Genomic DNA, 19,630 nt, shown 5'->3' with positions numbered 1-19,630 from the left:
AGTGCCCAGAACTTTGACCTCATCCCGGCGAAGGCCGGCACCCACGACACGTTTCGAGGTAGGCGCGCGTCCGCTTGTTGAGCCGGTGGATGCTTGCCTGGACCCTGATCTTCATCGGGGTGACGTTGAGTTTGGGCCGTGGGGTTCTACAAAACAAACGTCATCCCGGCGAAGGCCGGGATCTAGACACGCCAGAAGTCGAGGTTGTTTTTTTGCGACTGGGCGAAGGCCGGCACCCACGACACGTTTCGAGGTAGGCGCGCGTCCGCTTGTTGAGCCGGTGGATGCTTGCCTGGACCCCGATCTTCATCGGGGTGACGTTGAGTTTGGGCCGTGGGGTTCTACAAAACAAACGTCATCCCGGCGAAGGCCGGGACCTAGACACGCCAGAAGTCGAGGTTGTTTTTTTGCGACTGGGCGGAGGCGCGGCGCGCTACATCGACGTGCCGATTACCAGCGTCCAGAACGACTTGAATTCCGTCTTGGGATCCTGAACCAGCGCGAGGCCCATCTCGCGCGCATCGGTCAGCAACAGGTTCTTGTTGTGACCAGGACTTTCCTTCCAGCCCTTGAGCACCTCGTTGAACGAGATCTGCCCCGTGCCGACGTTCTCGGCGGCGAGCCGCGGCTTGTAGCCTGTCCGCTTGACGCGGTCCCACGGGTTAGAGCCGTCGGAGCCGTAGTGCGAGATCCGGTCCCACTTCGCGAGGTCGCGGCTGTGCTCCTTCGCGGCATCGGTGAGCGACGCGTTGAGTTGTAGCGGCTTGAGGCCGTTGTCCTTCCGGTACTGGTTGATCAGATCGCGTGCTTTCTCGGCGTCGAGCGCCGTCGCCGAGTAGTCGCGGTCAGCGAGCGCGCCAACGGGGGCCTTTTCGTAGGAGCCCTTGGGCGCCTTGTCGGGAGCGAGAGCTGCAACCTGGGTGCCGCCGCTGAGCGAGGAGCGGGAGCTGCGGTCGATGGAGCCGGTGGTGGTCGACTTGCGCGATCCGCTGGAGGGATCGAGCGAAGCTGTTGTGCCGAGATCGTTATAACCCGAGGAGATGCCAGCCGTGTTGAGGCTGCAAGCTCCGAGACCGAGTGAGGCCGCGAGAACGGCAAATAGGGCGACGCGATACATTCCCGTAACTCCCGCAAGTGGACGCGCGGTACTGAGGAGCCAACATCGCAGTAAGGAGTTAACTCGCCGTTAACACTAAGACGGGGTTTACCCGGTTAGGTGCTCAGGGGAATGACGGTGATCGTGGCCGGACGAGAAAAAGCCGGCTCGTGTCCCACCCACGTCGCCTTTGAGTTGCCCCATCAACGGAGCATCCCAGAGCCTCCGTGCATCCCCCGAAATCCATCCGCTATTTTGCCAATGAAGGTGACGCCAATTGGGCAGCGGCGCGGCGAAAGGCAGATGTTGTCGAGCCTCGCGAGCCACTTGCGGGGTGAGCGGCCCCAGGGGCGAGGATTGGGGGCTACAACTCGGCAAAAATGAGCGATGGGTGCCCCCGAATCCCTTGGAACTCAAGGCGCTCTCCGACAAACTGTCGGAATCAGGCCGCTGATTCGCGCGTACGGCATCTTGCAACCTGAGGCCCATAAGGAGGCGTGCGAAATGTCGGCGCTTGGCAGCGGTGCTCCCCTCGCAGGGCCGCGGCGCGGAGGCGCGACGGCGGTCGGACACCTCGTTCTCGTCCGCACGGCGGCTTCCGGCGGCGCAACGCGCGCCGAGGTTGCCTCCGATCTCGCCCCGTTCTTCACGCACAAGCTCTCGCCTGCCGATTGGCGCCGTCTCGCCGAGAAGGAGATCGGCCAGCTCATCGCCAATGGCCTGCTCGCCGAGACCAAGAACCGTCTCGCGCCGACGGAGACCGGCACGCTCGCAGCCGCCCGCTATCTCGGCCAGAAGAGCCTTCAGCCGGCACCCTGGTCCGAGCTTCGCGATGTGATGCTGGTTGCCAAGGGCCTCGGTCTCGAAAAGGAGACGGCGGCCCGCCTCAAGCCGCTGGCGCGCGTGGAGGGCTTGCGCACCATCATCGTACAGAAGGCCTTCGGGCTCTCGGTGAAGAAGAACCCGCCGCCCACCAAGCTCCGCGCGCAGCTCGCAGTCGTGGCTCTGGAGCGGGCGTTCGGCAACCGCATCAAGGCGGGCTTCGGCAAGGGCTCCGCGCTCTCCGCCAAGGCGGGGCGCTTGCTCGCCGGCCAGCTGTCGCAGAGCCCGCGCGCGTTCACGACCGACGCCAAGCTCATCTCGGAGCTTGCGGCCGAATATGCGGGCGCAAAGGAATCCACGCTCGAAGGTCTCCGCACCGGCGTGCTGAGAGGCCTCGGCGCCCGTGCGCTGGAAGCGGGGTCGGCTGAAATTCCGACGCCTGACGCCGAGCGCGCGCCCATGCCCGTCCGCGTGACGGAGCCGGCGCCCGCACTGGCTGAGGTGGCGAACGATGTGGCGCCTGCGGCCGTTGCGCCGAAGGTCGTGCCGTCCTCTCGTCCGGATCTCACGGAGTTCGCGCGGGCGGTGAAGAAGGCGGCCGCTGCGCGCGCCGAGGGCTGGCCAGGCAGCCGTAAGGCCTTTATCTCGCACGTGTGGGATGCGATTCGCGCGAGCCAGCCCTCGTGGCAGGTTTCCGAGATCGAGTTCAAATGCATGTTGGCGGAGGCGCATCGTCTGGGTGCGCTCGTGCTCGCCAACGCCGATCTCAAGGACAAGAAGAGCATCCCGGATCTCGAGAGCTCGGCTGTTCCCTACAAGAATACTGTCTGGCATTTCGTGCGGGTGGAAGAGTAGCCCGCCGTCACCGATTTGCGTTGTTGGAGACCGTTGACGCATGCATCAGGAAGCCGTCGAGGCCGGGGCCGTGGACAAGCTGTCTCAGGCCTTTGAGCACAGCATCACCTGGGAGGAAGACATCTGGCGGGCCGATCCCGTCGACGTTCCCGAGGTGCATGTCAAGGCGCGCCGCAAGTTCGCAGACCTCCTGTCTCAGGTTACGACCGGCCGCAACGGCGCGGCCACGCAATCGCGCATCCTGCTGTTCCACGGCCAGTCCGGTGCCGGCAAGACGCATCTCCTGCGTGCGCTCCGCACAACCGCGCATCGCGAAGGCAAGGCCTACTTCGGCTATGCCCAGATGACGCCCGACGTGTCGAATTACGCTGACTACTATTTGCGCCGCCTCATCCACTCGCTGGAGAAGCCTTATGATCCCGACAACGAGGGGATCAGCGGCCTTGCGCGTCTGACCGCGCACCTCGTCAACGACTCCGAGGTGTTGCCCAAGGCGAGCCTCAAAGAGCTGACCGAAGGCGCCCTCTCCGACGAGGAGCTGGCGAGCCTCGTGCTGCGCCTCGCCGACGAGATCGTGGCGAGCCCCAAGTTCCGCGACCTCGAGCTCGACATCAACATCGTCCGCGCGCTTCTCTATCTCGAGCGCAAGGACCCGCGCATCGATCAACGCATCCGCCAGTACCTGTTCGCGCGGCAGTTGACGCCGCTGGCACGTGAGGCTGTCGCTGCCCTCGATCCCAACACGGGCGAGGATCGTGCGTTCGAGATCATTACCGCGCTCGGCACCTTGATGTGGACGGTAGAGCGGGCAGCCCTCGTGTTCTCCATCGACCAGGTCGAGGATCTGCGCTTCTTCGATGACGCGGAGGAGCGTTTCCAGCGCGCCGCCCGCGATCTCATCCAGATCGCCAACCGGCTCCCGAACGCCATCATCATCATTTCCTGCCTCGAGGATTTCTACGGACAGGTGCGCGGCGTTCTCGCGCAGTCCTACGTGGATCGCATCGAGAAGTCCGGCCCCGTGCCGCTGCTCGAAAGCCGCACGCCGGAGGAGGCGCGCCTCATCATCGCAAAGCGCCTCGAGCATATCGCGGAGCAGGGCGCCGGATTGGATTTCCCCGATCCCGCGCAGTATTTCGGCCCCGATTTCTTCGAGGAGTTCGGCGGTCTTTCCACGCGCCGTCTTCTGGAGCACGCCCAGAGCCGCCTGCGCGACAAGACCGCGCCGGAAGGCGATGAGGATCAGGCCGATCCGTCAGGCTCCTGGACGTCGACGCTCGCGTCCGTGCTCGGCGGCATCTTCGGCGGCGCAGAGGGCGACACCGCGCGGCCCTTGTCGCCGTCCGTCGATTATCGCGATGCGTGGGAGCGTTTCCAGGCAGCTTCGGAAGCCGAGATCCCGTCCGACGAGAACGAGCTGATGGACGTGTTCGCGACCTCGCTCGCGCTTGCCAAGGACGAGTGGGGCGGCGCCATCAAGCTCGCCGTAGGCCGTCTCGAAATCTCGGACGAGGTGCCGGCCGTCGATCTCCGCGTGAGCCACAAGTCGGGCCACATGAGCGAGACGCGCGTGTTCCTGTGCAACCGCACTACCCAGGGCGGTGGCCTCAAGCGTCAGCTCGACAAGGTGCTGCCGATGACGGCGGGCAAGAGCTGCGTGATGCTGCGCGCCAGCGACTATCCGCCGAACAAGAAGAACCAGACGGCTCAGGCCTTCCGCAAGTTCCGCGAGGGCGGCGGGCGCTTGTTCACCATCCCGATCCCCGAGTGGGAGCGGATGATGATGGTGCGCGAGTTCTACGCCCACTACAAGAACGACCCCGGCTTCCAAGCCTGGTTCGAGGACGCCAAGCTGCTCTCGAACATCATCTCCATTATCAGCGTGCTGCGCCTCGATCTGCTCGGCCGAACGCTCCCGCGCATTGCCCGCGAGGTCGAGCCCGTGGCCGATGCAGCGGTGACCGCGCGCGCCGAGCCGCGCGCCGCCGATCCCGCGCTCCCGCCGCCGTGGTCTCTCACCGGCGAGGCCGAGCCGCTTCCCGCCAACGACGACGAGCTGCCGCTTTCCGTCATCCTGGACGAGACCGGCACCAACGGCACCAGCATCTTCGCAGGACGTGAGATCGGTGCCCGCGGCAAGCCCGTGACACTCAACATGAACGTGCTGAAGCGGCACGCGGCCGTGCTCGGCGGCTCCGGCTCCGGTAAGACCACGCTCGCGCTGTGTCTCATCGAGCAGCTTCTCCTGAAGGGCATTCCGGCCGTCCTGATCGACCGTAAGGGCGATCTTTGCAGCTACGCGAACCCGGACGTTTGGCGGGCCAACGACGACGAGTTCGGTGAGCGCCGCGGCGAGCGCGAGCGTCTGGCCGATGCCATCGACGTTGCGGTCTATACGCCGGGCCGCTCCTCCGGCCGGCCGATCTCGATCACGCTTTTGCCCAACGGCATCAACGAGCTGCCCGACCACGAGCAGCAGTTGCTTGCGAACCTGTCGGCCGCCGCTCTCGGCGACATGCTGCATCTCAAGAACTCGGCGACCCACCAGAAGCAGTCGGGAACGCTGTCGGTCGCACTGCGCATCCTGGGCTCCCGCCACAGCCGCGAGGTGACGCTGGCCGATCTCATTGCGCTGCTCGAGGATGAGGATGCGGAGCTGACCGACCTCACGCAGCGCATGGATCCGTCGGGCAAGATCCGCCGCGACCTCGTCGCACAGCTCGACAGCCTCCGCCATCGCAACGCGGCGCTCTTCGAGGGCGGCGGCGAAAGCCTGCGCATGGACAGCCTGCTCGGCATCGGACCCTTCGCCCGCGACGGCCGCACGCGGCTTTCGATCATCTACACGGGCTTCCTCGGCGACAATGAGAACATCCTGTTCTGGGTCTCGCAGTTCCTCTCGGAAGCGCTACGCTTCTGCCAGCGCAACCCGAACGACGAGTTGCAGGCTGTCGTCATGTTCGACGAGGCGGATCTTTACATCCCGGCCAACGCCAAGCCCGCGACGGCCGAGCCGCTGCAAAGCTTGCTGAAGCGCGCCCGCTCCGCAGGTCTCGGCCTGATGCTGGCCACTCAGTCGCCGGGCGACCTCGATTACAAATCGCGCGACCAGATCACGAGCTGGTTCATCGGCCGCGTTCGCGAGGACACGGCGCTGAGGAAGCTCAAGGCTGCGTTCCAGAGCGAGAGCGGGTTGGACCCCGCAGCGGTTCTGCCCGGCCAGACCGTCGGCGAGTTCCATCTCGTGCAGGAAGGCTTGGTGCGCAGCATGAAGGCGCAGCGCTCGCTCATCGAGGCCGAGCAGGTGCCCTTCGATCGCATCGAGCAACTTGCCCACGAGACGAAGGGGCAGGACGAGCGTCAGCTTCGCCTGTTCGATGCTTTGGGGCGCTCGTCGGGTGCTCGCCGTACGTCTTGAGGGGATCCACCGGGTTATCCCCGAGATATCCCGCATTTGCACAAAACCTCGACTAAAGGCCTGTTGCAGAAAAATCACGATAGACGTCAGTTTTCGGCCAGCGGAGCGTTCAAAGAGCGATCCACTGGCTTTTTTGCGCGTGCTGGCACCTGCCGTAGCTGCACCCAATAATTTGAAAAATTAAAAGAAAAGCTCTGCAGAAAGCGCCTGCATTGCATTGCAGCAAATCAACCTCGCCGCCGCGAGATAACATTGTGGCAAAATTTGGTTTAAGGGGTGAGGGAATTTTTCTGTTGTTGTATTATCTTCTTGTTTCGCGGTTGAGGGGTCATCGCGAAACACGGAAGACACCGGCGAGGAGTGGGCGGCTTCGCGGGTGGGCGAGTTGAGTGCGGGGTTTGTCGTGTTATGCTTGGTAGATCATTCTTGATGCTTGTTGTGGCCACCTTGTTGGGCCCGGCCGTCGGAGTTGGACTCTTCGTCCTCCTCAATACGATGTAAGAAGCCGGCTCTAAGGCGGGTCTTTTCAACTGCAATAGCCGACAGTTTCGGAATGTGGTCCGTTGCTCCATCGGAGCCGCGTGATGTCGCATTCGTACAATCCTCGGCCGTTCGCTGAGCGGCAGCGGCGCCCCATTTCCCCCGAGCTTCCGCCATAAATGGTCCGTACGACAGTGAGCCCGTGCACCGTGAGCTCGCTGTTGCGTCATGCTTTTCATCCTTCGCCTTCTCGCCCATATGCGCGAGCTCGTGATCAGCATTCCCATGCGGATCGCGAGCCTATTCAGCGAATGGATCGCCTTCAATCCCCGTCTCGGCCCCCTGCGCTACGTCGCCGTTGCAGCCTCGGCCTATGTGCTGTTCGCCGTGGTGCTGGTCTATGTGGTCGCGCCGCTGCGGGGCATCGCGGGACACTATCTGCTCGGCGAGAAGCTCCGCTACGACGCCGAGCGCTGGCTCGCCACCGCCATCTATGACGCCAATGGAAGCTTCGCCGGCACCTTCGATGCGCGTCTCGACAGCCAGCGCGACGTCAACTACACCGACGCCGCCATCGACGTCGGTGACTACACCGCCAACCCGGACCACAAGTCGATCCCGGTCCGCGACGTGCCGCCCTATTACTGGCAATGCCTGGTCCATCACGAGGACCGCTACATCGGCACCTGGCTGAACCCGTTCGGCATCGACCTCGCGGGCGTTCTCAAGATCCCGTATTCGTCGGTGCGCCGGTCCCTGGCGCTGCATCGGCCGAGCCTCGGCGTCGGCGGGTCGACCCTGCCCATGCAGCTCGTGCGCGTGATCTACAACACCCCGCCGCACAGCAATGAGAGCGCCATGACAAAGCTCTCGCGCAAGCTGGCGGAGTGGTGGCTGGCGCCTGTCATCTATCACGAGCTGACACGCGGGGGAGACCCGTCGCTGCTCAAGCAGTGGGCGGCGAACCACCTCTGGCTTGCGCAGCGCACGGGCGGCGCGCCTCTGCATGGCGTCGAGCTGACGAGCCGTGTCGTGTTCGGCAAGGATTCGGCGGAGCTCTCCATCGCGGAGCAGTTCGTGCTGGCCTCGGCCGTCAATAAGCCGATCATCCTGCTCAAAGGCGACGAGCGCTTGAACGAGGTGCGCCTCGACCGCTGGCGCTTCATCGTCGAGGTGCGCGCACGCATCTGCGCGGAGAGTCTCATCGAGGACGAGGAGCAGAAGAAGAACGTTCTGTTCGAGCTGATCGCCATGGCGGGAGGGCCGCCCGATCCCAAGGTGAAGCCGAAGCTCCAGGCCGCGCTCGATCGCTACGCTCCAGACCAGGCGAAACGCGCCCGGGCCAATCCCGTTGCGCGCGCCAACGCCTTGATGCCCGCGGCCCGCTTCGGCCTCCGCGAGGAGATGAAGGAGATCTACGGCTTCGGCTGGCGCGACCATGTGCGCGGCGTCACCACCACTTTCGATGCGGCGGGCAACCTCGCGTTTCACGACAAGATCAAGGCGGGCCTTACACGCGTCGATGCGGCCGTGCAGCCGAAGCTCAATCCGGGCTACACCCTCGATCCTGCACGCGCCGGTCCCGATCGCAGGCAGCCCACCATCACGGTCGTCGCCGCCAACGCAAAGGGTGAGATCGTGCGCTACTACGAGGCGGGTGAGACGGCTCCCTATTTCGGGGCGCCAGCCGCACGCGACGCGGCAACCGGCCTCTACGATCCCGGCCGCGATCCGCGCATGATTGCCTCCACCGGAAAGATGATCGCGGCCATCGCCATCGCCAACAGCGGGCGCGACACCACGAACTCCCTCTACGTCGATACGGAGGCGCCGCAGCGCGGGCTCGAAACGTGCGCCAAGGGCAACGGCCGCTTCGGCCGCCGCGCCATCGTGAGCTTTGCCTGCTCGCTCAACGCCCCTCTCATCAACCGCACGGCGCTTGCAGGCCAGGAGCGCGTGCGAATGCTCATTGAAGGCTTCGGCTTCACCATGCCGCCGTCCGATGCGTCCGGTCACGGAACGCCTCCGTCAACGGCCGTCGTGCTGGGGCAGATTTCCGGCTCGCCGCGCAAGGTGCATCACATGTCGGCGGTGATCCTCGCGTCGCTTCTCGGCCGCGGCGCCACGCCGGTGCGCGAGCCGACGCTGGTCCGGAGCTACGATTACACGAGCGTGGAGAACGAGCCTGTGGCGCACGGAGATGCGCGCGAGCCGATTATCCCGAACCGTCTGATTCAGCGCCGCGCCGTGCCGCTGCTCCGATCCCTGCTCTCGGCGCCGCTCTGCTACACGGCCGGCGGCGTGCCGGCGGGCACGCTCAAATCCCTGTCGTCCTGGTGCGCGGCGCGGCGCGCTGGCCTGCGCCTCCACTTTGCGAAAACCGGAACGCAGGTGACCGCCGATCCCAACGCGACGGTGGACGTCTGGACCACCGGGGGCCTCCAGTTCGCCAACGGCGCAGCTTACTCGTATGTGGTGCTGGTCGGCACCGGCTCGGGCTCCGAGCCGTGGGCGAGGAAGGTCCACGCGGCGGATGTGGCTGCGCCCTTGCTCGAAATTCTGCTGGAGGATCTTTCTTCACACGCCCGGGAGAACCCGATGCCGGGCCTCTTGCCTCCGAAGCCCGCGCCGCGTCCCGTCGCGACCAACGACGAGACCGCCTCCGACGCGTTGACCCGCGCTCTCAATCTGCGCCAGCTTCGCTAGACCATGATCGCTTCGGACCCTATCAGTCCGAAGCGTGAATCATCAGTCTAACAAAGAAAACCCATGATCGCTTCGGACCCTATCAGTCCGAAGCGTGAATCATCGGTCTAACAAAGAAAACCCAAGATCGCTTCGGACCCTATCAGTCCGGAGCGTGAATCATCGGTCTCGGTAAAACCTGAGAGCGCGATCCTCATGCAATTGAAAATGATCGCGCTCTAAACCTCGAACACGACGGCGCCGCCCGTGAGGCCCGCGCCTGCCGCCGCGAGCAGCAGCAGCTCGCCGGGCTGGAACGCACGCTCCTCCGCGGCGATCGAAAGCGAGAGCGGGATGGTGGCCGCCGAGCTGTTGCCGTAGAGCGCAACGGTCGAGATCAGTTTCTCGTCCGGTACGCCGAGCTGCCGCTGGGCCGCGCCGATAATGCGCGCGTTCGCCTGATGCGGCACGAAGTAGTCGATGTCGCCGATGGCAAGCCCGGCGCGCGTGAGCGCTGTGTTCGAAGCCTCAGTCATGATCTTCACCGCACGTGTGAATACCGCGCGCCCGTCGCTGATTTGCATCAGCGTCGCGGCTGGCTCCAGACCATCGGCAAACGGCCGCCGGCTTCCCCCAGCGGGAATCTTGATCAGGTCGTAGGCAGAACCGTCGGACGCGAGGTGCACGCCGCGGACGCCGGACGTTGCCCGTGCCGAAGGAGCGAGCAGCGCCGCCCCCGCGCCGTCTCCGAACAGCAGCGCGCTGGTCGGATCGTCGAGGTTCAGGCGGCGCGATAGGATATTGCCCGCGATGACGAGCGCAGGCGCCTGATGCAGCTTGACGAAGCTGTCCGCGAATGTGAGCGCGTAGAGAAACCCGCCGCAGGCACCCGCCATGTCGATAGCTCCGGCTCCGGTCGCGCCGAGCCGATGTGCGACCAGGGGAGCCGATGGGGGCAGAAGATGATCCGGCGTAGAAGTCGCCAGCACGACGAGACCCAGGCTCGCCCGGTCGAAATCGGCCTTCGCCAGGACCATCTCGCCGGCCTTCACCGCGAGGTCCGACAAGGCCTCGTCAGGCGCGGCGAACCGGCGTTCGCAGATCCCCGTGCGCCGCTCGCTCCAGCCGGTCTCGACGCCGAGCCGCGCTTCGATTTCCGCATTTGTCACGCGCCGCTCGGGCGCATAGTGTCCGAGCGCAAGAAGTGTCGATCCCATGCCCTCCTCTATAGGCTGCGGCGGTGCCCGCACAAGGTCCAAATCACCTCATGACGAAGCCAATTCTGCTCGTGGCCGCGGCCGCACTGGTCGACCCTGACAATCGCGTCCTCATCTGCAAGCGCCCGGAGGGCAAGCAGCTCGCGGGCCTTTGGGAGTTTCCGGGCGGTAAGGTTGATGCGGGCGAGACGCCGGAGCAGGCGCTTCGCCGTGAGTTGATGGAGGAGCTTGGCATCGAGGTCTGCGAGACGTGCCTTGCGCCCTTCACCTTCGCGAGCCACGCCTACAAGGACTTCCATCTGCTAATGCCGCTGTTCCTCTGCCGCAATTGGGACGGCGAGATCACCCCTCGCGAGGGACAGGAGGTCGCGTGGGTGCGGGCAAAGCGCCTCGCGGATTATCCGATGCCGCCGGCCGATGCCCCGTTGGTTCCCTGGCTGCGCGATCTCTTGGGATAGGAGAGTGACGATGCGCGTAAAGCTCGAGTGGGGCGTGTGGCGCCCGATGACGGAAGCAGACGTGCCCGCCGTCGTCGCCATCGCCGACCGGGTGCATGTGGATTATCCGGAGGACGATGCGGTGCTGTCCGAGCGTCTCGCGCTCTATCCCGCCGGATGCGCCATTCTGGAGCAGGACGGCAACGCCACGGCCTACGCGATTACGCATCCCTGGCACTACGGAAAGCCGCCCGCGCTCAACGTCATGCTGGAGGCGCTGCCCGAGAGCCCGACGACGTACTACATCCACGACTTCGCGTTGCTGCCGGAGACACGCGGATCCGGCGCCGGGTCCGCCATTGCCAAAGCCGTCCTCGACCATGCGAGGGAGAGCGGATTTTCCAACGTGTCGCTGGTCGCTGTGAACGGCTCTGGCCCGTTCTGGAGCCGCTTCGGATTCGAGATCGTTGCCGATCCCGCACTCGATGCGAAGCTCAAGAGCTACGACGACGAGGCGCGCTTCATGGTGCGCAGGCTCTAGACCTTTCGCTCCGGCACGCCGAGCACGTCCGCGAGCCGTGTCTTGGCTGAGCCGGGTTTCAAGGGCTTCTGCTGGCTCTCGTGTGGCGTCCACGCCGTCAGCGTCAGGATCTCGAACGTCGCCGGCACGCGGCCGTTGTCGAGACCGAAGCGCTCGACGTAGATCTCGCAAGCTCGCATCAGGAGCCGCCGCGTTACCGGAACGCGCCGCCGCGCGGTCAGCATGTTGGCCGCGCCCATGCCCTTGATGTCGCGCATCAAGGCCAGCGGGTCGGAGTAGGTCACCGAGACAACGTCCGAATCCGAGACGGGCAGCGCAAACCCCGCGCGTTGCAGGAGGCCGCCCAGGTCGCGCACGTCCGCGAACGGAGCCACGCGGGGCGATGCGCCGCCTGCGACCTCGTCCTCCGCGAGAAGCCAAGCCTCGCGCAGCTCATGGAGCGTCCGACCGCCGAGCAGCGCGGCGAGCAGCAACCCGTCCGGTTTCAACGCGCGGCGGATCTGGATCAGCGCTCCGGGAAGGTCGTCCACGAAATGGAGCGACAGGCCCGACACGACGAGGTCGAGCGAGCCCTCCGCGAACGGCAGGGCATCGAGCTGCCCGGCGACGCGCGGCGGGGCCGCCTGGGCCAGCATGGCTTCCGACGGATCGAGCGAGATGAGCCGGCCGACGGAAGCCGCGGCCCCGATCTCCCGCCCCAGCACGCCGTGATGGCACCCGAGATCGAGCGCCACGGGGAAGGAGCGCCGCACGATGGCCAGCCGCTCGGCGAAGTCCTCCGCGACGCGGCGCAGTAGAAAGTCATGCGCGCCAGCCGAGGCGGCGGCCCGGTTGCGCCGCTCCGTGAGCAGGCGAGTATCGAAGATGTGGGCGGCGTCCGGCATGCGCGTGAAAGGAGCCTTCGTTGGGGCGGTTGCACCGTGATATCCCGTTCAATCTATCAGAACAGCGACCTATCAAGTTTGCCCAATCTGACGCACAGTCCGCTCGGGGACAGAGGTTTGGAAGGCCGGTCATGTCGGAAGCAGGCCTGGATGAGGAGAGCGAGCGCCCGCCTGGCGCTGCCCCCGCGCGGGAGCCTGGAATGCTGCGGCGCGCCCTGGCGGCGATCTCCGATCTCCTGATGCCGCCGGTGTGCCTGGTCTGCCGGACGCCGATTGGAGACCACGACGCGCTGTGTGCGGGCTGCTGGCGCGACATCGACTTCATTCGCCCGCCCCTCTGCGACCGCCTGGGCCTGCCCATGCCGTTCGACACCGGCGGTGTCATGATTTCTGCAGCCGCCGCGGCGGATCCGCCTCCCTTCGACCGGGCGCGGGCGATCGCGGCCCATACCGGCTCCATGCGAGCCCTGGTGCACGCCCTCAAGTTTCACGATCGCCATGACGTGCGCCGTCTGCTTGGCAAATGGCTGGTGGAGGCCGGACGCGACGTGGTGGGCGAGTGTGAGACGGTCGTGCCCGTCCCTCTTGCGCGCCGCCGGCTGCTCGTGCGCCGTTTCAACCAGGCCGCGATCCTGGCCCAGGAGGTCGCCCGGCTGACGGGGCTCGGCTATGAGCCGCTCGCGCTGGAGCGCAGGCGCGCGACCTTGAGCCAGGTCGGCCTCACCCGGGCCGCGCGCCAGCGCAACGTGGCGGGCGCTTTCGCCGTGCCTCGGAGGCTCGAGGATCGCGTGCGGGGCCGCAAGATCCTGCTCATTGATGACGTTATCACCACCGGCTCGACCGTCGGCGCCTGCGCGCGGGCGTTGAAACGGGCTGGCGCTTCGCGTGTGGATGTGCTGGCGCTCGCTTTGGTGACGGATAGGGGCGTCATTCCCTCTTGAAAGCCGTTCTCAACGCTGGAAAAATGCCGCAAATCGTTGCGAAATGGGTGTCGGCTGCGTATCGCGCCCGTCGAGAGAGACGCAACGTCCGAGTGCAACCCAGGTTGGCCGTCGAGGAACGTTGGAAGACATGGCCAGAGTTACGATCTACACCACGATCCTTTGCCCCTATTGCCACATGGCAAAAGAGCTGCTGCGCGCCAAATGCGTGGCCTTCGAGGAGGTCGACGTAACGGGCAAGGCGACGCTCCGGGCGGAGATGACCAGCAAGGCCGGCGGGCGCACCACCGTCCCGCAGATCTGGATCGGCGATCAGCACGTGGGCGGCTGCGACGATCTGATGTGCCTCGAGCGCAACGGCAAGCTTGATCCCCTCCTCTGCGCGAGCCACTAAAGTGCTCTAAAGGCACGAATGATCGAAGGCTCGGGGCATATGACGACGGCAAATCTCGCGAAGTCCTTTCGGGTAGGGCTGGTCCAGATGTGTTCTGGGCGGGATGTGGCGCGCAACCTGCGCGATGCCGCCGCGCTCATCCGGGAGGCCGCAAGTGGCGGGGCTGGTTACGTCCAGACCCCCGAGGTCACCAACCTGATGGAGCTCGACCGCGAGCGCCTGTTCGCCGTGGCCGAGCCGGAGAGCGCCAATGCCGGGCTCCGCCAGCTCGCCGATCTGGCCAAGGAGCTGTCGATCTGGCTGCATGTCGGCTCCATGGTGATCAAGGCGAGCGACGCCAAGCTCGCCAACCGCGGATACCTGATCTCGCCCAAGGGCGAGGTGACGGCGCGCTACGACAAGATCCATATGTTCGACGTGGACCTGCCGAACGGCGAGGTCTACCGCGAAAGCGCCAACTACGAGCCCGGCACCAAAGCCGTCGTCGCGGATCTGCCGTGGGGCGGCATCGGCTTCTCGATCTGCTATGATCTGCGCTTCCCCTATCTCTACCGCGCGCTCGCACACGCCGGTGCCTCGTTCCTGGCCGTGCCGGCCGCCTTCACGCGTCTTACGGGAGAGGCCCATTGGGTCACCCTGCTGCGCGCCCGCGCCATCGAGGCCCAATGCTTCGTCTTCGCTGCCGCCCAGGGCGGCCTGCACGAGCATGGCCGCGAAACCTTCGGCCATAGCCTCGTGGTTTCCCCCTGGGGGCAGGTGCTCGCCGAGGGCGGCGTTCACCCCTCGGTCATTTTCGCGGATGTAGACTTGGCCATGATCGCGGACGTCCGGTCACGCGTGCCATCTTTGCGGCACGACAGGAAGTTCGACGTCGTTCATGCGGATGGAAAGGCCGCTGAGGTCGCGTCATGATCAAGTTCAGCCTCGTGTGCCGGGACGGCCACGAGTTCGAAGGATGGTTCAAGAGCGGCGCAGCCTACGAGAAGCAGGCAGCCCGAGCCGAGATCGTGTGCCCCACATGCGGCAGCACCTCCGTCGACAAGGCCATCATGGCCCCCGCCGTCAACACGCGCGCTTCCGAGAAGGCCAACGCAACACCGGTGACGCCCGCGCCGGCCGCCCCCTCGTCGAACGCGCAGATTCCACCCGCCGAGCTGCAGCAGATGATGCGCAGGATCCGCGAGGAGGTGCACGCCAAGGCCGAGTACGTCGGCGGGCGATTTGCCGAGGAGGCGCGCCGCATCCACTTCGACGAGAGCCCGGCCCGCGGCATCTATGGCGAAGCCTCCGCTGAGGAGGCAAAGGAGCTGGCCGAGGACGGCATCCCCTTCTTCCCGCTTCCGCCGCTGCCGGAAGACAGGAATTAGACTGCGACAGCCTTAGTCTAGCCTTTGAAGGCTGCCGCAAGCTCCCCGATCATGGAGACGAGCGGCCTTCGCCCGGTGATGCCGAGCGCGTCGAGACGGCGCGTCTCGATCTCGGGAAAGGTGACGGTCGGCGCGTTCGGCGCCACAGAGATCGCGGCGCCCGTCTCGGCCTCGATCCGCTCCATGATTTCCCGATGCGTTATGTTGCGCCCGAACGCGACATTGGTGATCGGCTCGCTGCCGCGCACCGCGATCGCTTCGAGCGCGCGCACCACATCGCCGACCCAGACGTAATCCTTTTCGGAGGCGAGGCTGGTCTTGAGTTGGACGCGGCCCGTCTCGGCCGCTTCGCGCAGCACCGATGTCAGGAAGTTCTGCGACGCGAGATCGGCCCCGAACACGTTCGAGAGCCGGGCGACGCGCGCAGTCGCGAGGCCGGACCCGAGGCAGGCCGCCTCCCCCATCAGCTTCGAGAGATTGTAGAGATGATCCGGATTGGCGGGCGAAGCGGGGATCGGCGCCAGCTCGTCCGTTGAGGCTGCCGGACCATAGACGCGCGTCGAGGACGTATAGACGAACGACTGGAACCGGCAGCCGCGCAGGATCTCAGTGAGCAGGCTCACGTGCGCGTCGATGGTCTCGAACGGGCGAGAGCGGAAGTCCGCGGTGAGGCCGATGGTGTAGAAGGCGTGGCCCAGCTCCGCGCCGCGCCAGGATGTATCCCCCCGCACGAGCGCGCGCACGTCGTAGCCCGCGCGCGTGAGGTGATCGACGAGCGCGCGTCCCACGAATCCATTGGCGCCGAAAACGGTGGCTCTGGGGCGGGCTGCGTCAGTCATGGCTGGCCGCAACGGGAAAGAAATCGCGGAACGGCGCCCACGCGAGATCGCGATCCGAGATCACCGCCGCTTGGCCGAGTGGCCACGTGATGGCGAGGTCAGGATCGTCATAGCGAAGCCCCGTCGCGAGCTCCGGCGCATAGCCGCAGGAGATGTGATAGGTGACCTCGGTCGCGGGCGCGAGCGTCTGGAAGCCGTGCGCGAAGCCCTTGGGAATGTACAACTGCTTGCGGTTCGCGGCCGAAAGCTCCGTTCCGAACCAGCGTCCGTAGGTGGCCGAGCCCGCCCGCACATCCACGATGACGTCGAAGATGGCCCCAGCCGTCACGCGCACGAGTTTCGTCTCGGCGGCGGGCGGGCGCTGCAGATGCATCCCGCGCACCGTGCCGGTTTCGGCGTTGTGGGAGATGCTGATCTGGTCGAGGTGAGGATCGAGGCCGTGCTCGCGGAACGCCGTCGCGCAGAACAGACGCGCGAAAAATCCGCGCGTATCGGCGATCGGCTCCGGCACGATCACGAAGGCGCCGTCGAGCGGGGTCGCTTCGAAGATCATGGGATGATCTGCGGCTCGGGCAGGGGCACGATGAATTGGCCGCCCCAGGCGCGAATGCCTGCCATCTGCCCGATGATCTCGTCCTTGAGGTTCCAGGGCAGGATCAGCACGTAGTCGGGCTTCGTTTCGAAGATCCGCTCGGGTGCGTGGACGGGAAGCGCCGTGCCGGGCAGCAGAAGCCCCTGCTTGTGCGGGCTGGCATCCACCGCATAGTCGAGAAAATCGCCGCGAATGCCGCAGTAGTTGAGCAGCGTATTGCCCTTCGCGGCCGCGCCATAGGCGACGATCCGCGCGCCCTTCTCCTTGAGGCTGATGAGCGTGTTGAGAAGTGCCCGCTTGGCATGGCGCACTTCGGCCGCGAACGAGCCGTAGCTCGCGAGATCGTCGAGCCCGGCATTGGCCTCGCGGCCTCGGAATGCGATGAGCCGGTCCGAGGCCGCGGGAGTAGCGCCCGTGTGGCCCGCGAAGATGCGTAGGCTTCCGCCATGCGTCGGCAATTCCTCCACGTCGAACACCGTGAGCCCGTGACGCGCGAACAACCGCTCGACGGCCAGAAGCGACAGGTAGGAATAGTGCTCGTGATAGATGGTATCGAAGTACTTGGCTTCGATCAGCCGCAGGAGGTGCGGAAATTCGATGGTGATCACGCCGCTGTCTTTCAGCAGCAGCTTGAGCCCGCTGACGAAGTCGTTGATGTCGGGCACGTGCGCCAGCACGTTGTTGCCCGCGATCACGTCCGCCTTCCCGCTCTCCGCAACCTCTCGTGCCGTCGCCGCGCCGAAGAAGCGCACGAGCGTCGGGATGCCGCGCTCGCGCTCCGCCACCTCCGCGCAGTTGGCGGCCGGATCGATGCCGAGCACCGGGATACCCTGCGCCTTGAAGTATTGCAGCAGATAGCCGTCGTTGCTCGCGACCTCGACAACCTTGGAGGACGGGCCGAGCCCGAACCGCGATGTCATCATCTCGGCATAGCGCCGCGCGTGCTCGAGCCAGGATTTCGAGTAGGAGGAAAAATAGGTGTAGGAGCCGTGGAAGTGCGTCTCGGCCGGTTGCACGTCCTCGATCTGCACGAGCTTGCAGGCTTCGCACACGAACGTGCGCAGCGGATAGAAGGCCTCAGCCAGATGCGCCTCCGCCGGAAGCCGCATGGCGTTCGAGACTGGTGACATCCCGAGATCCACGAACACGTGCCGGAGCGGCGTGCCACACGCACGGCAGGGCAGGGTGCGGGTCGTGTCAGCCATTGAGATACTCGTCGATCTGCCGAAGGGTGAAAGCGCGCATATCTTGCCCGCCCGTGTAGGCCTTGTACCAGTCTATGGTCCGGTCGAGCGCCTCGGAAAGGCGCCATCGCGGCCGCCAGGAGAGGGCGGAGCGGGCCTTCGCGCTGTCGACCTCGAGCAGGCGGGCTTCGTAAGGCTGGTAGCGCGTGTCGTGCCGCCAGTGGGCGCCATCGGCCCAGCGAGCGGAGATCTCGTCGGCGATCACGCGTACGGGCACCGCATCGTCTTGGGCCGGTCCAAAATTGAACGCCAGCGGCTGGGGAAGCTTGCTGGCCTCGAACAGGGCCTCCGCTAGCCGCAGATAGCCCGAAAGCGGCTCCAGCACGTGCTGCCAGGGGCGCACCGAGGACGGATTGCGGATGAGAAGCGCTTCGCCCGCCGTAAAGGCACGTACCGCGTCGGGGATCAGCCTGTCCTCGGCCCAATCGCCGCCGCCGATCACGTTACCCGCGCGCGCGGTGGCCAGCGCTGCGCGATGTCCGTCGCCCGAGAAATAGGAGGCGCGATAGGCCTCGACCACGATCTCCGTGCAGGCCTTGCTTGCGCCATAGGGCTCCTTGCCGCCCAGCCGGTCCGGCTCCCGATAGGCCCACGGCCACTCGACATTGTCGTAGACCTTGTCGCTGGTGATCACGACGCAGGCTTTGACGCCCGGCGTCTGCCGCACGGCGTCCAGCACCTGCGCTGTGCCGACCACGTTCGTCGAGAAGGTCTCGACCGGCTCGGCCCGGGCAGGTCTCACCAAGGCTTGCGCGGCGAGATGCAACACGATCTCGGGATCGGCCGACGCCATGGCCGCGTTGAGGCGCGCCCCATCGCGAATATCGCCGATCGTCGAGCCGCCGAGCGAGCCGACGCCAGCCACGTCGAAGAGATTGGGGCTGGAAGGCGGAGCGAGCGCATAGCCCGACGGCTCCGCGCCGAGACGGCGGAGCACGCCCATCAGCCAGCCGCCCTTGAAACCGGTATGGCCAGTGACGAAGACGCGGCGCCCGGCCCAGAATGTGTGCGACAGCGGCGCCGTGCTCATCCGTTTAGTTCCACACCCGCCACGGCGCCTTGCCCGATGACCACATGTCGTTGAGGAGCTGCATCTCGCGATAGGTGTCCATGCACTGCCAGAAGCCGCCATGCTGATGCACGGCAAGCTCGCCCATCTTGGCGAGGCGCTCCAGAAGCCCCGTCTCCAGCGGCTCGTTGAGGTCCGGATCGAGGAGATCGAACGCGCGGCGGTTGAAAACGAAGTACCCGCCGTTGATCCAGCCCTGCGTTACCTGCGGCTTCTCTGCGAAGCTGGTGATCATGCCGTCGTCGATGGCAAGCTCGCCGAAGCGCGAGGAGGGGTGAACGGCCGTCACGGTCGCGAGGCGGCCCATGCGCTTGTGCGTGGCGATCAGGTCGTCGATGTCGACGTCAGCCACTGCGTCGCCGTAGGTGGCGAGGAAGGTATCGCCCTCGATATGCGGGAGAGCCTTCAGGATGCGCCGCCCTGTGAGGCTTTCGAGACCGGTTTCCGCCAGCACGACGCGCGCGTCCAGAAGCTCCGAGTTCGAGGTGCGCCGCGCGTAGATGCCGCCCGTGCGGATGTCGATCTCGAGATCGTGCGCGCGATGGTGATAGTTCACGAAATAATCGCGGATCGCATCGCCCTTGTAGCCGAGGCAGAGCACGAAGCGCCCGACGCCATGATGGCGATAGTGCATCATGATGTGCCAGAGCATAGGCTTGCCGCCGACCTCGACCATCGGCTTCGGCTTGAATTCCGTCTCCTCGCGCAGGCGCGTGCCGAGCCCGCCGCAAAGTATCAGTGCTTCCATC

17 protein-coding genes are annotated in these 19,630 nt (G+C 65.7%); 9 read left to right on the top strand and 8 right to left on the bottom strand.

Features of this window, described 5'->3' with window-relative positions:
• Positions 1-433: 433 nt before the first annotated feature.
• On the bottom strand, positions 434-1,117 hold the full coding sequence (locus tag PE058_RS00160; protein WP_020085498.1) for a CAP domain-containing protein: 684 nt from the start codon (positions 1,115-1,117) through the stop codon (positions 434-436).
• Positions 1,118-1,600: 483 nt separating this feature from the next.
• On the opposite strand from PE058_RS00160, the gene PE058_RS00155 reads away from it, so the two are divergent.
• The 3 genes from PE058_RS00155 (at position 1,601) to PE058_RS00145 (ending at position 9,377) form a co-directional block, all read left to right on the top strand.
• Positions 1,601-2,773 carry a hypothetical protein gene (locus PE058_RS00155; RefSeq protein ID WP_271029562.1) on the top strand — a complete coding sequence of 391 codons (1,173 nt, stop codon included), beginning with the start codon at positions 1,601-1,603 and terminating at the stop codon, positions 2,771-2,773.
• Between the two features lie 40 nt (positions 2,774-2,813).
• Positions 2,814-6,191, top strand: coding sequence for a helicase HerA-like domain-containing protein (locus PE058_RS00150; RefSeq protein ID WP_020085496.1), 3,378 nt, complete (start codon positions 2,814-2,816; stop codon positions 6,189-6,191).
• Between the two features lie 708 nt (positions 6,192-6,899).
• The gene (locus PE058_RS00145; protein WP_271029561.1) at positions 6,900-9,377 is read left to right on the top strand and encodes a transglycosylase domain-containing protein; all 2,478 of its coding nucleotides are present in this window, start codon (positions 6,900-6,902) and stop codon (positions 9,375-9,377) included.
• A gap of 218 nt (positions 9,378-9,595) precedes the next feature.
• Here PE058_RS00145 and PE058_RS00140 read toward each other — a convergent pair whose 3' ends face one another.
• Positions 9,596-10,573, bottom strand: coding sequence for a beta-ketoacyl-ACP synthase III (locus tag PE058_RS00140; RefSeq protein ID WP_271029560.1), 978 nt, complete (start codon positions 10,571-10,573; stop codon positions 9,596-9,598).
• Between the two features lie 50 nt (positions 10,574-10,623).
• Here PE058_RS00140 and mutT point away from each other — a divergent pair, with 50 nt between their 5' ends.
• Complete coding sequence (gene mutT / locus PE058_RS00135; protein WP_020085493.1) at positions 10,624-11,031, top strand: 8-oxo-dGTP diphosphatase MutT; 408 nt, start codon at positions 10,624-10,626, stop codon at positions 11,029-11,031.
• 10 nt (positions 11,032-11,041) lie between these two features.
• Positions 11,042-11,551 carry a GNAT family N-acetyltransferase gene (locus PE058_RS00130; protein WP_271029559.1) on the top strand — a complete coding sequence of 170 codons (510 nt, stop codon included), beginning with the start codon at positions 11,042-11,044 and terminating at the stop codon, positions 11,549-11,551.
• On the opposite strand, the gene PE058_RS00125 is transcribed toward PE058_RS00130, so the two are convergent.
• Positions 11,548-12,435, bottom strand: coding sequence for a methyltransferase domain-containing protein (locus PE058_RS00125; protein ID WP_271029558.1), 888 nt, complete (start codon positions 12,433-12,435; stop codon positions 11,548-11,550). The two genes, PE058_RS00130 and PE058_RS00125, sit on opposite strands and share 4 nt — an antisense overlap.
• Positions 12,436-12,566: 131 nt before the next feature.
• On the opposite strand from PE058_RS00125, the gene PE058_RS00120 reads away from it, so the two are divergent.
• The 4 genes from PE058_RS00120 (at position 12,567) to PE058_RS00105 (ending at position 15,137) form a co-directional block, all read left to right on the top strand.
• Positions 12,567-13,376, top strand: coding sequence for a ComF family protein (locus tag PE058_RS00120; RefSeq protein ID WP_271029557.1), 810 nt, complete (start codon positions 12,567-12,569; stop codon positions 13,374-13,376).
• A gap of 130 nt (positions 13,377-13,506) precedes the next feature.
• Positions 13,507-13,770: a glutaredoxin 3 gene (grxC, locus tag PE058_RS00115; protein WP_020085489.1), complete on the top strand. Its 264-nt coding sequence runs from the start codon at positions 13,507-13,509 to the stop codon at positions 13,768-13,770.
• Between the two features lie 39 nt (positions 13,771-13,809).
• Entirely contained in the window at positions 13,810-14,682 is an 873-nt protein-coding gene (locus tag PE058_RS00110; protein WP_040498113.1) for a carbon-nitrogen hydrolase family protein, read from the top strand.
• Positions 14,679-15,137 (top strand): DUF1178 family protein, encoded by a 459-nt coding sequence (locus PE058_RS00105; RefSeq protein WP_271029556.1) that lies wholly within the window; start codon positions 14,679-14,681, stop codon positions 15,135-15,137. The genes PE058_RS00110 and PE058_RS00105 overlap by 4 nt, the downstream gene beginning before the upstream one ends.
• Before the next feature lie 17 nt (positions 15,138-15,154).
• Here PE058_RS00105 and PE058_RS00100 read toward each other — a convergent pair whose 3' ends face one another.
• Genes PE058_RS00100 through PE058_RS00080 form a run of 5 tightly spaced genes read right to left on the bottom strand, consistent with a single transcriptional unit; the run spans position 15,155 to position 19,629 of the window.
• Complete coding sequence (locus PE058_RS00100; protein WP_271029555.1) at positions 15,155-15,976, bottom strand: NAD-dependent epimerase/dehydratase family protein; 822 nt, start codon at positions 15,974-15,976, stop codon at positions 15,155-15,157.
• Positions 15,969-16,529: a dTDP-4-dehydrorhamnose 3,5-epimerase gene (rfbC, locus tag PE058_RS00095; RefSeq protein ID WP_271029554.1), complete on the bottom strand. Its 561-nt coding sequence runs from the start codon at positions 16,527-16,529 to the stop codon at positions 15,969-15,971. The genes PE058_RS00100 and rfbC overlap by 8 nt, the downstream gene beginning before the upstream one ends.
• Positions 16,526-17,773 (bottom strand): class I SAM-dependent methyltransferase, encoded by a 1,248-nt coding sequence (locus PE058_RS00090; protein ID WP_271029553.1) that lies wholly within the window; start codon positions 17,771-17,773, stop codon positions 16,526-16,528. The genes rfbC and PE058_RS00090 overlap by 4 nt, the downstream gene beginning before the upstream one ends.
• Positions 17,766-18,842 carry a CDP-glucose 4,6-dehydratase gene (rfbG, locus tag PE058_RS00085; protein ID WP_271029552.1) on the bottom strand — a complete coding sequence of 359 codons (1,077 nt, stop codon included), beginning with the start codon at positions 18,840-18,842 and terminating at the stop codon, positions 17,766-17,768. The genes PE058_RS00090 and rfbG overlap by 8 nt, the downstream gene beginning before the upstream one ends.
• A gap of 4 nt (positions 18,843-18,846) precedes the next feature.
• Positions 18,847-19,629: a sugar phosphate nucleotidyltransferase gene (locus PE058_RS00080; protein ID WP_020085482.1), complete on the bottom strand. Its 783-nt coding sequence runs from the start codon at positions 19,627-19,629 to the stop codon at positions 18,847-18,849.
• Position 19,630 lies beyond the last annotated feature (1 nt).

It is taken from the genome of Hyphomicrobium sp. DMF-1, from assembly GCF_027886585.1.
Classification (GTDB): Bacteria; Pseudomonadota; Alphaproteobacteria; order Rhizobiales; family Hyphomicrobiaceae; genus Hyphomicrobium_C; species Hyphomicrobium_C zavarzinii.
Note: the sequence above shows the minus strand (reverse complement) of the source record. Positions and strands in the feature narration are given on the sequence as shown.

Bases quoted from the DNA above. Each gene is read 5' to 3' on its own strand.
- PE058_RS00145 (WP_271029561.1), top strand. From the start codon at position 6,900: ATGCTTTTCATCCTTCGCCTTCTCGCCCATATGCGCGAGCTCGTGATC.
- PE058_RS00105 (WP_271029556.1), top strand. From the start codon at position 14,679: ATGATCAAGTTCAGCCTCGTGTGCCGGGACGGCCACGAGTTCGAAGGA.
- grxC (WP_020085489.1), top strand. From the start codon at position 13,507: ATGGCCAGAGTTACGATCTACACCACGATCCTTTGCCCCTATTGCCAC.
- PE058_RS00110 (WP_040498113.1), top strand. From the start codon at position 13,810: ATGACGACGGCAAATCTCGCGAAGTCCTTTCGGGTAGGGCTGGTCCAG.
- PE058_RS00155 (WP_271029562.1), top strand. From the start codon at position 1,601: ATGTCGGCGCTTGGCAGCGGTGCTCCCCTCGCAGGGCCGCGGCGCGGA.
- rfbC (WP_271029554.1), bottom strand. From the start codon at position 16,529: ATGATCTTCGAAGCGACCCCGCTCGACGGCGCCTTCGTGATCGTGCCG.
- PE058_RS00130 (WP_271029559.1), top strand. From the start codon at position 11,042: ATGCGCGTAAAGCTCGAGTGGGGCGTGTGGCGCCCGATGACGGAAGCA.
- PE058_RS00140 (WP_271029560.1), bottom strand. From the start codon at position 10,573: ATGGGATCGACACTTCTTGCGCTCGGACACTATGCGCCCGAGCGGCGC.
- mutT (WP_020085493.1), top strand. From the start codon at position 10,624: ATGACGAAGCCAATTCTGCTCGTGGCCGCGGCCGCACTGGTCGACCCT.
- rfbG (WP_271029552.1), bottom strand. From the start codon at position 18,842: ATGAGCACGGCGCCGCTGTCGCACACATTCTGGGCCGGGCGCCGCGTC.
- PE058_RS00100 (WP_271029555.1), bottom strand. From the start codon at position 15,976: ATGACTGACGCAGCCCGCCCCAGAGCCACCGTTTTCGGCGCCAATGGA.
- PE058_RS00160 (WP_020085498.1), bottom strand. From the start codon at position 1,117: ATGTATCGCGTCGCCCTATTTGCCGTTCTCGCGGCCTCACTCGGTCTC.
- PE058_RS00150 (WP_020085496.1), top strand. From the start codon at position 2,814: ATGCATCAGGAAGCCGTCGAGGCCGGGGCCGTGGACAAGCTGTCTCAG.
- PE058_RS00125 (WP_271029558.1), bottom strand. From the start codon at position 12,435: ATGCCGGACGCCGCCCACATCTTCGATACTCGCCTGCTCACGGAGCGG.
- PE058_RS00080 (WP_020085482.1), bottom strand. From the start codon at position 19,629: ATGGAAGCACTGATACTTTGCGGCGGGCTCGGCACGCGCCTGCGCGAG.
- PE058_RS00090 (WP_271029553.1), bottom strand. From the start codon at position 17,773: ATGGCTGACACGACCCGCACCCTGCCCTGCCGTGCGTGTGGCACGCCG.
- PE058_RS00120 (WP_271029557.1), top strand. From the start codon at position 12,567: ATGTCGGAAGCAGGCCTGGATGAGGAGAGCGAGCGCCCGCCTGGCGCT.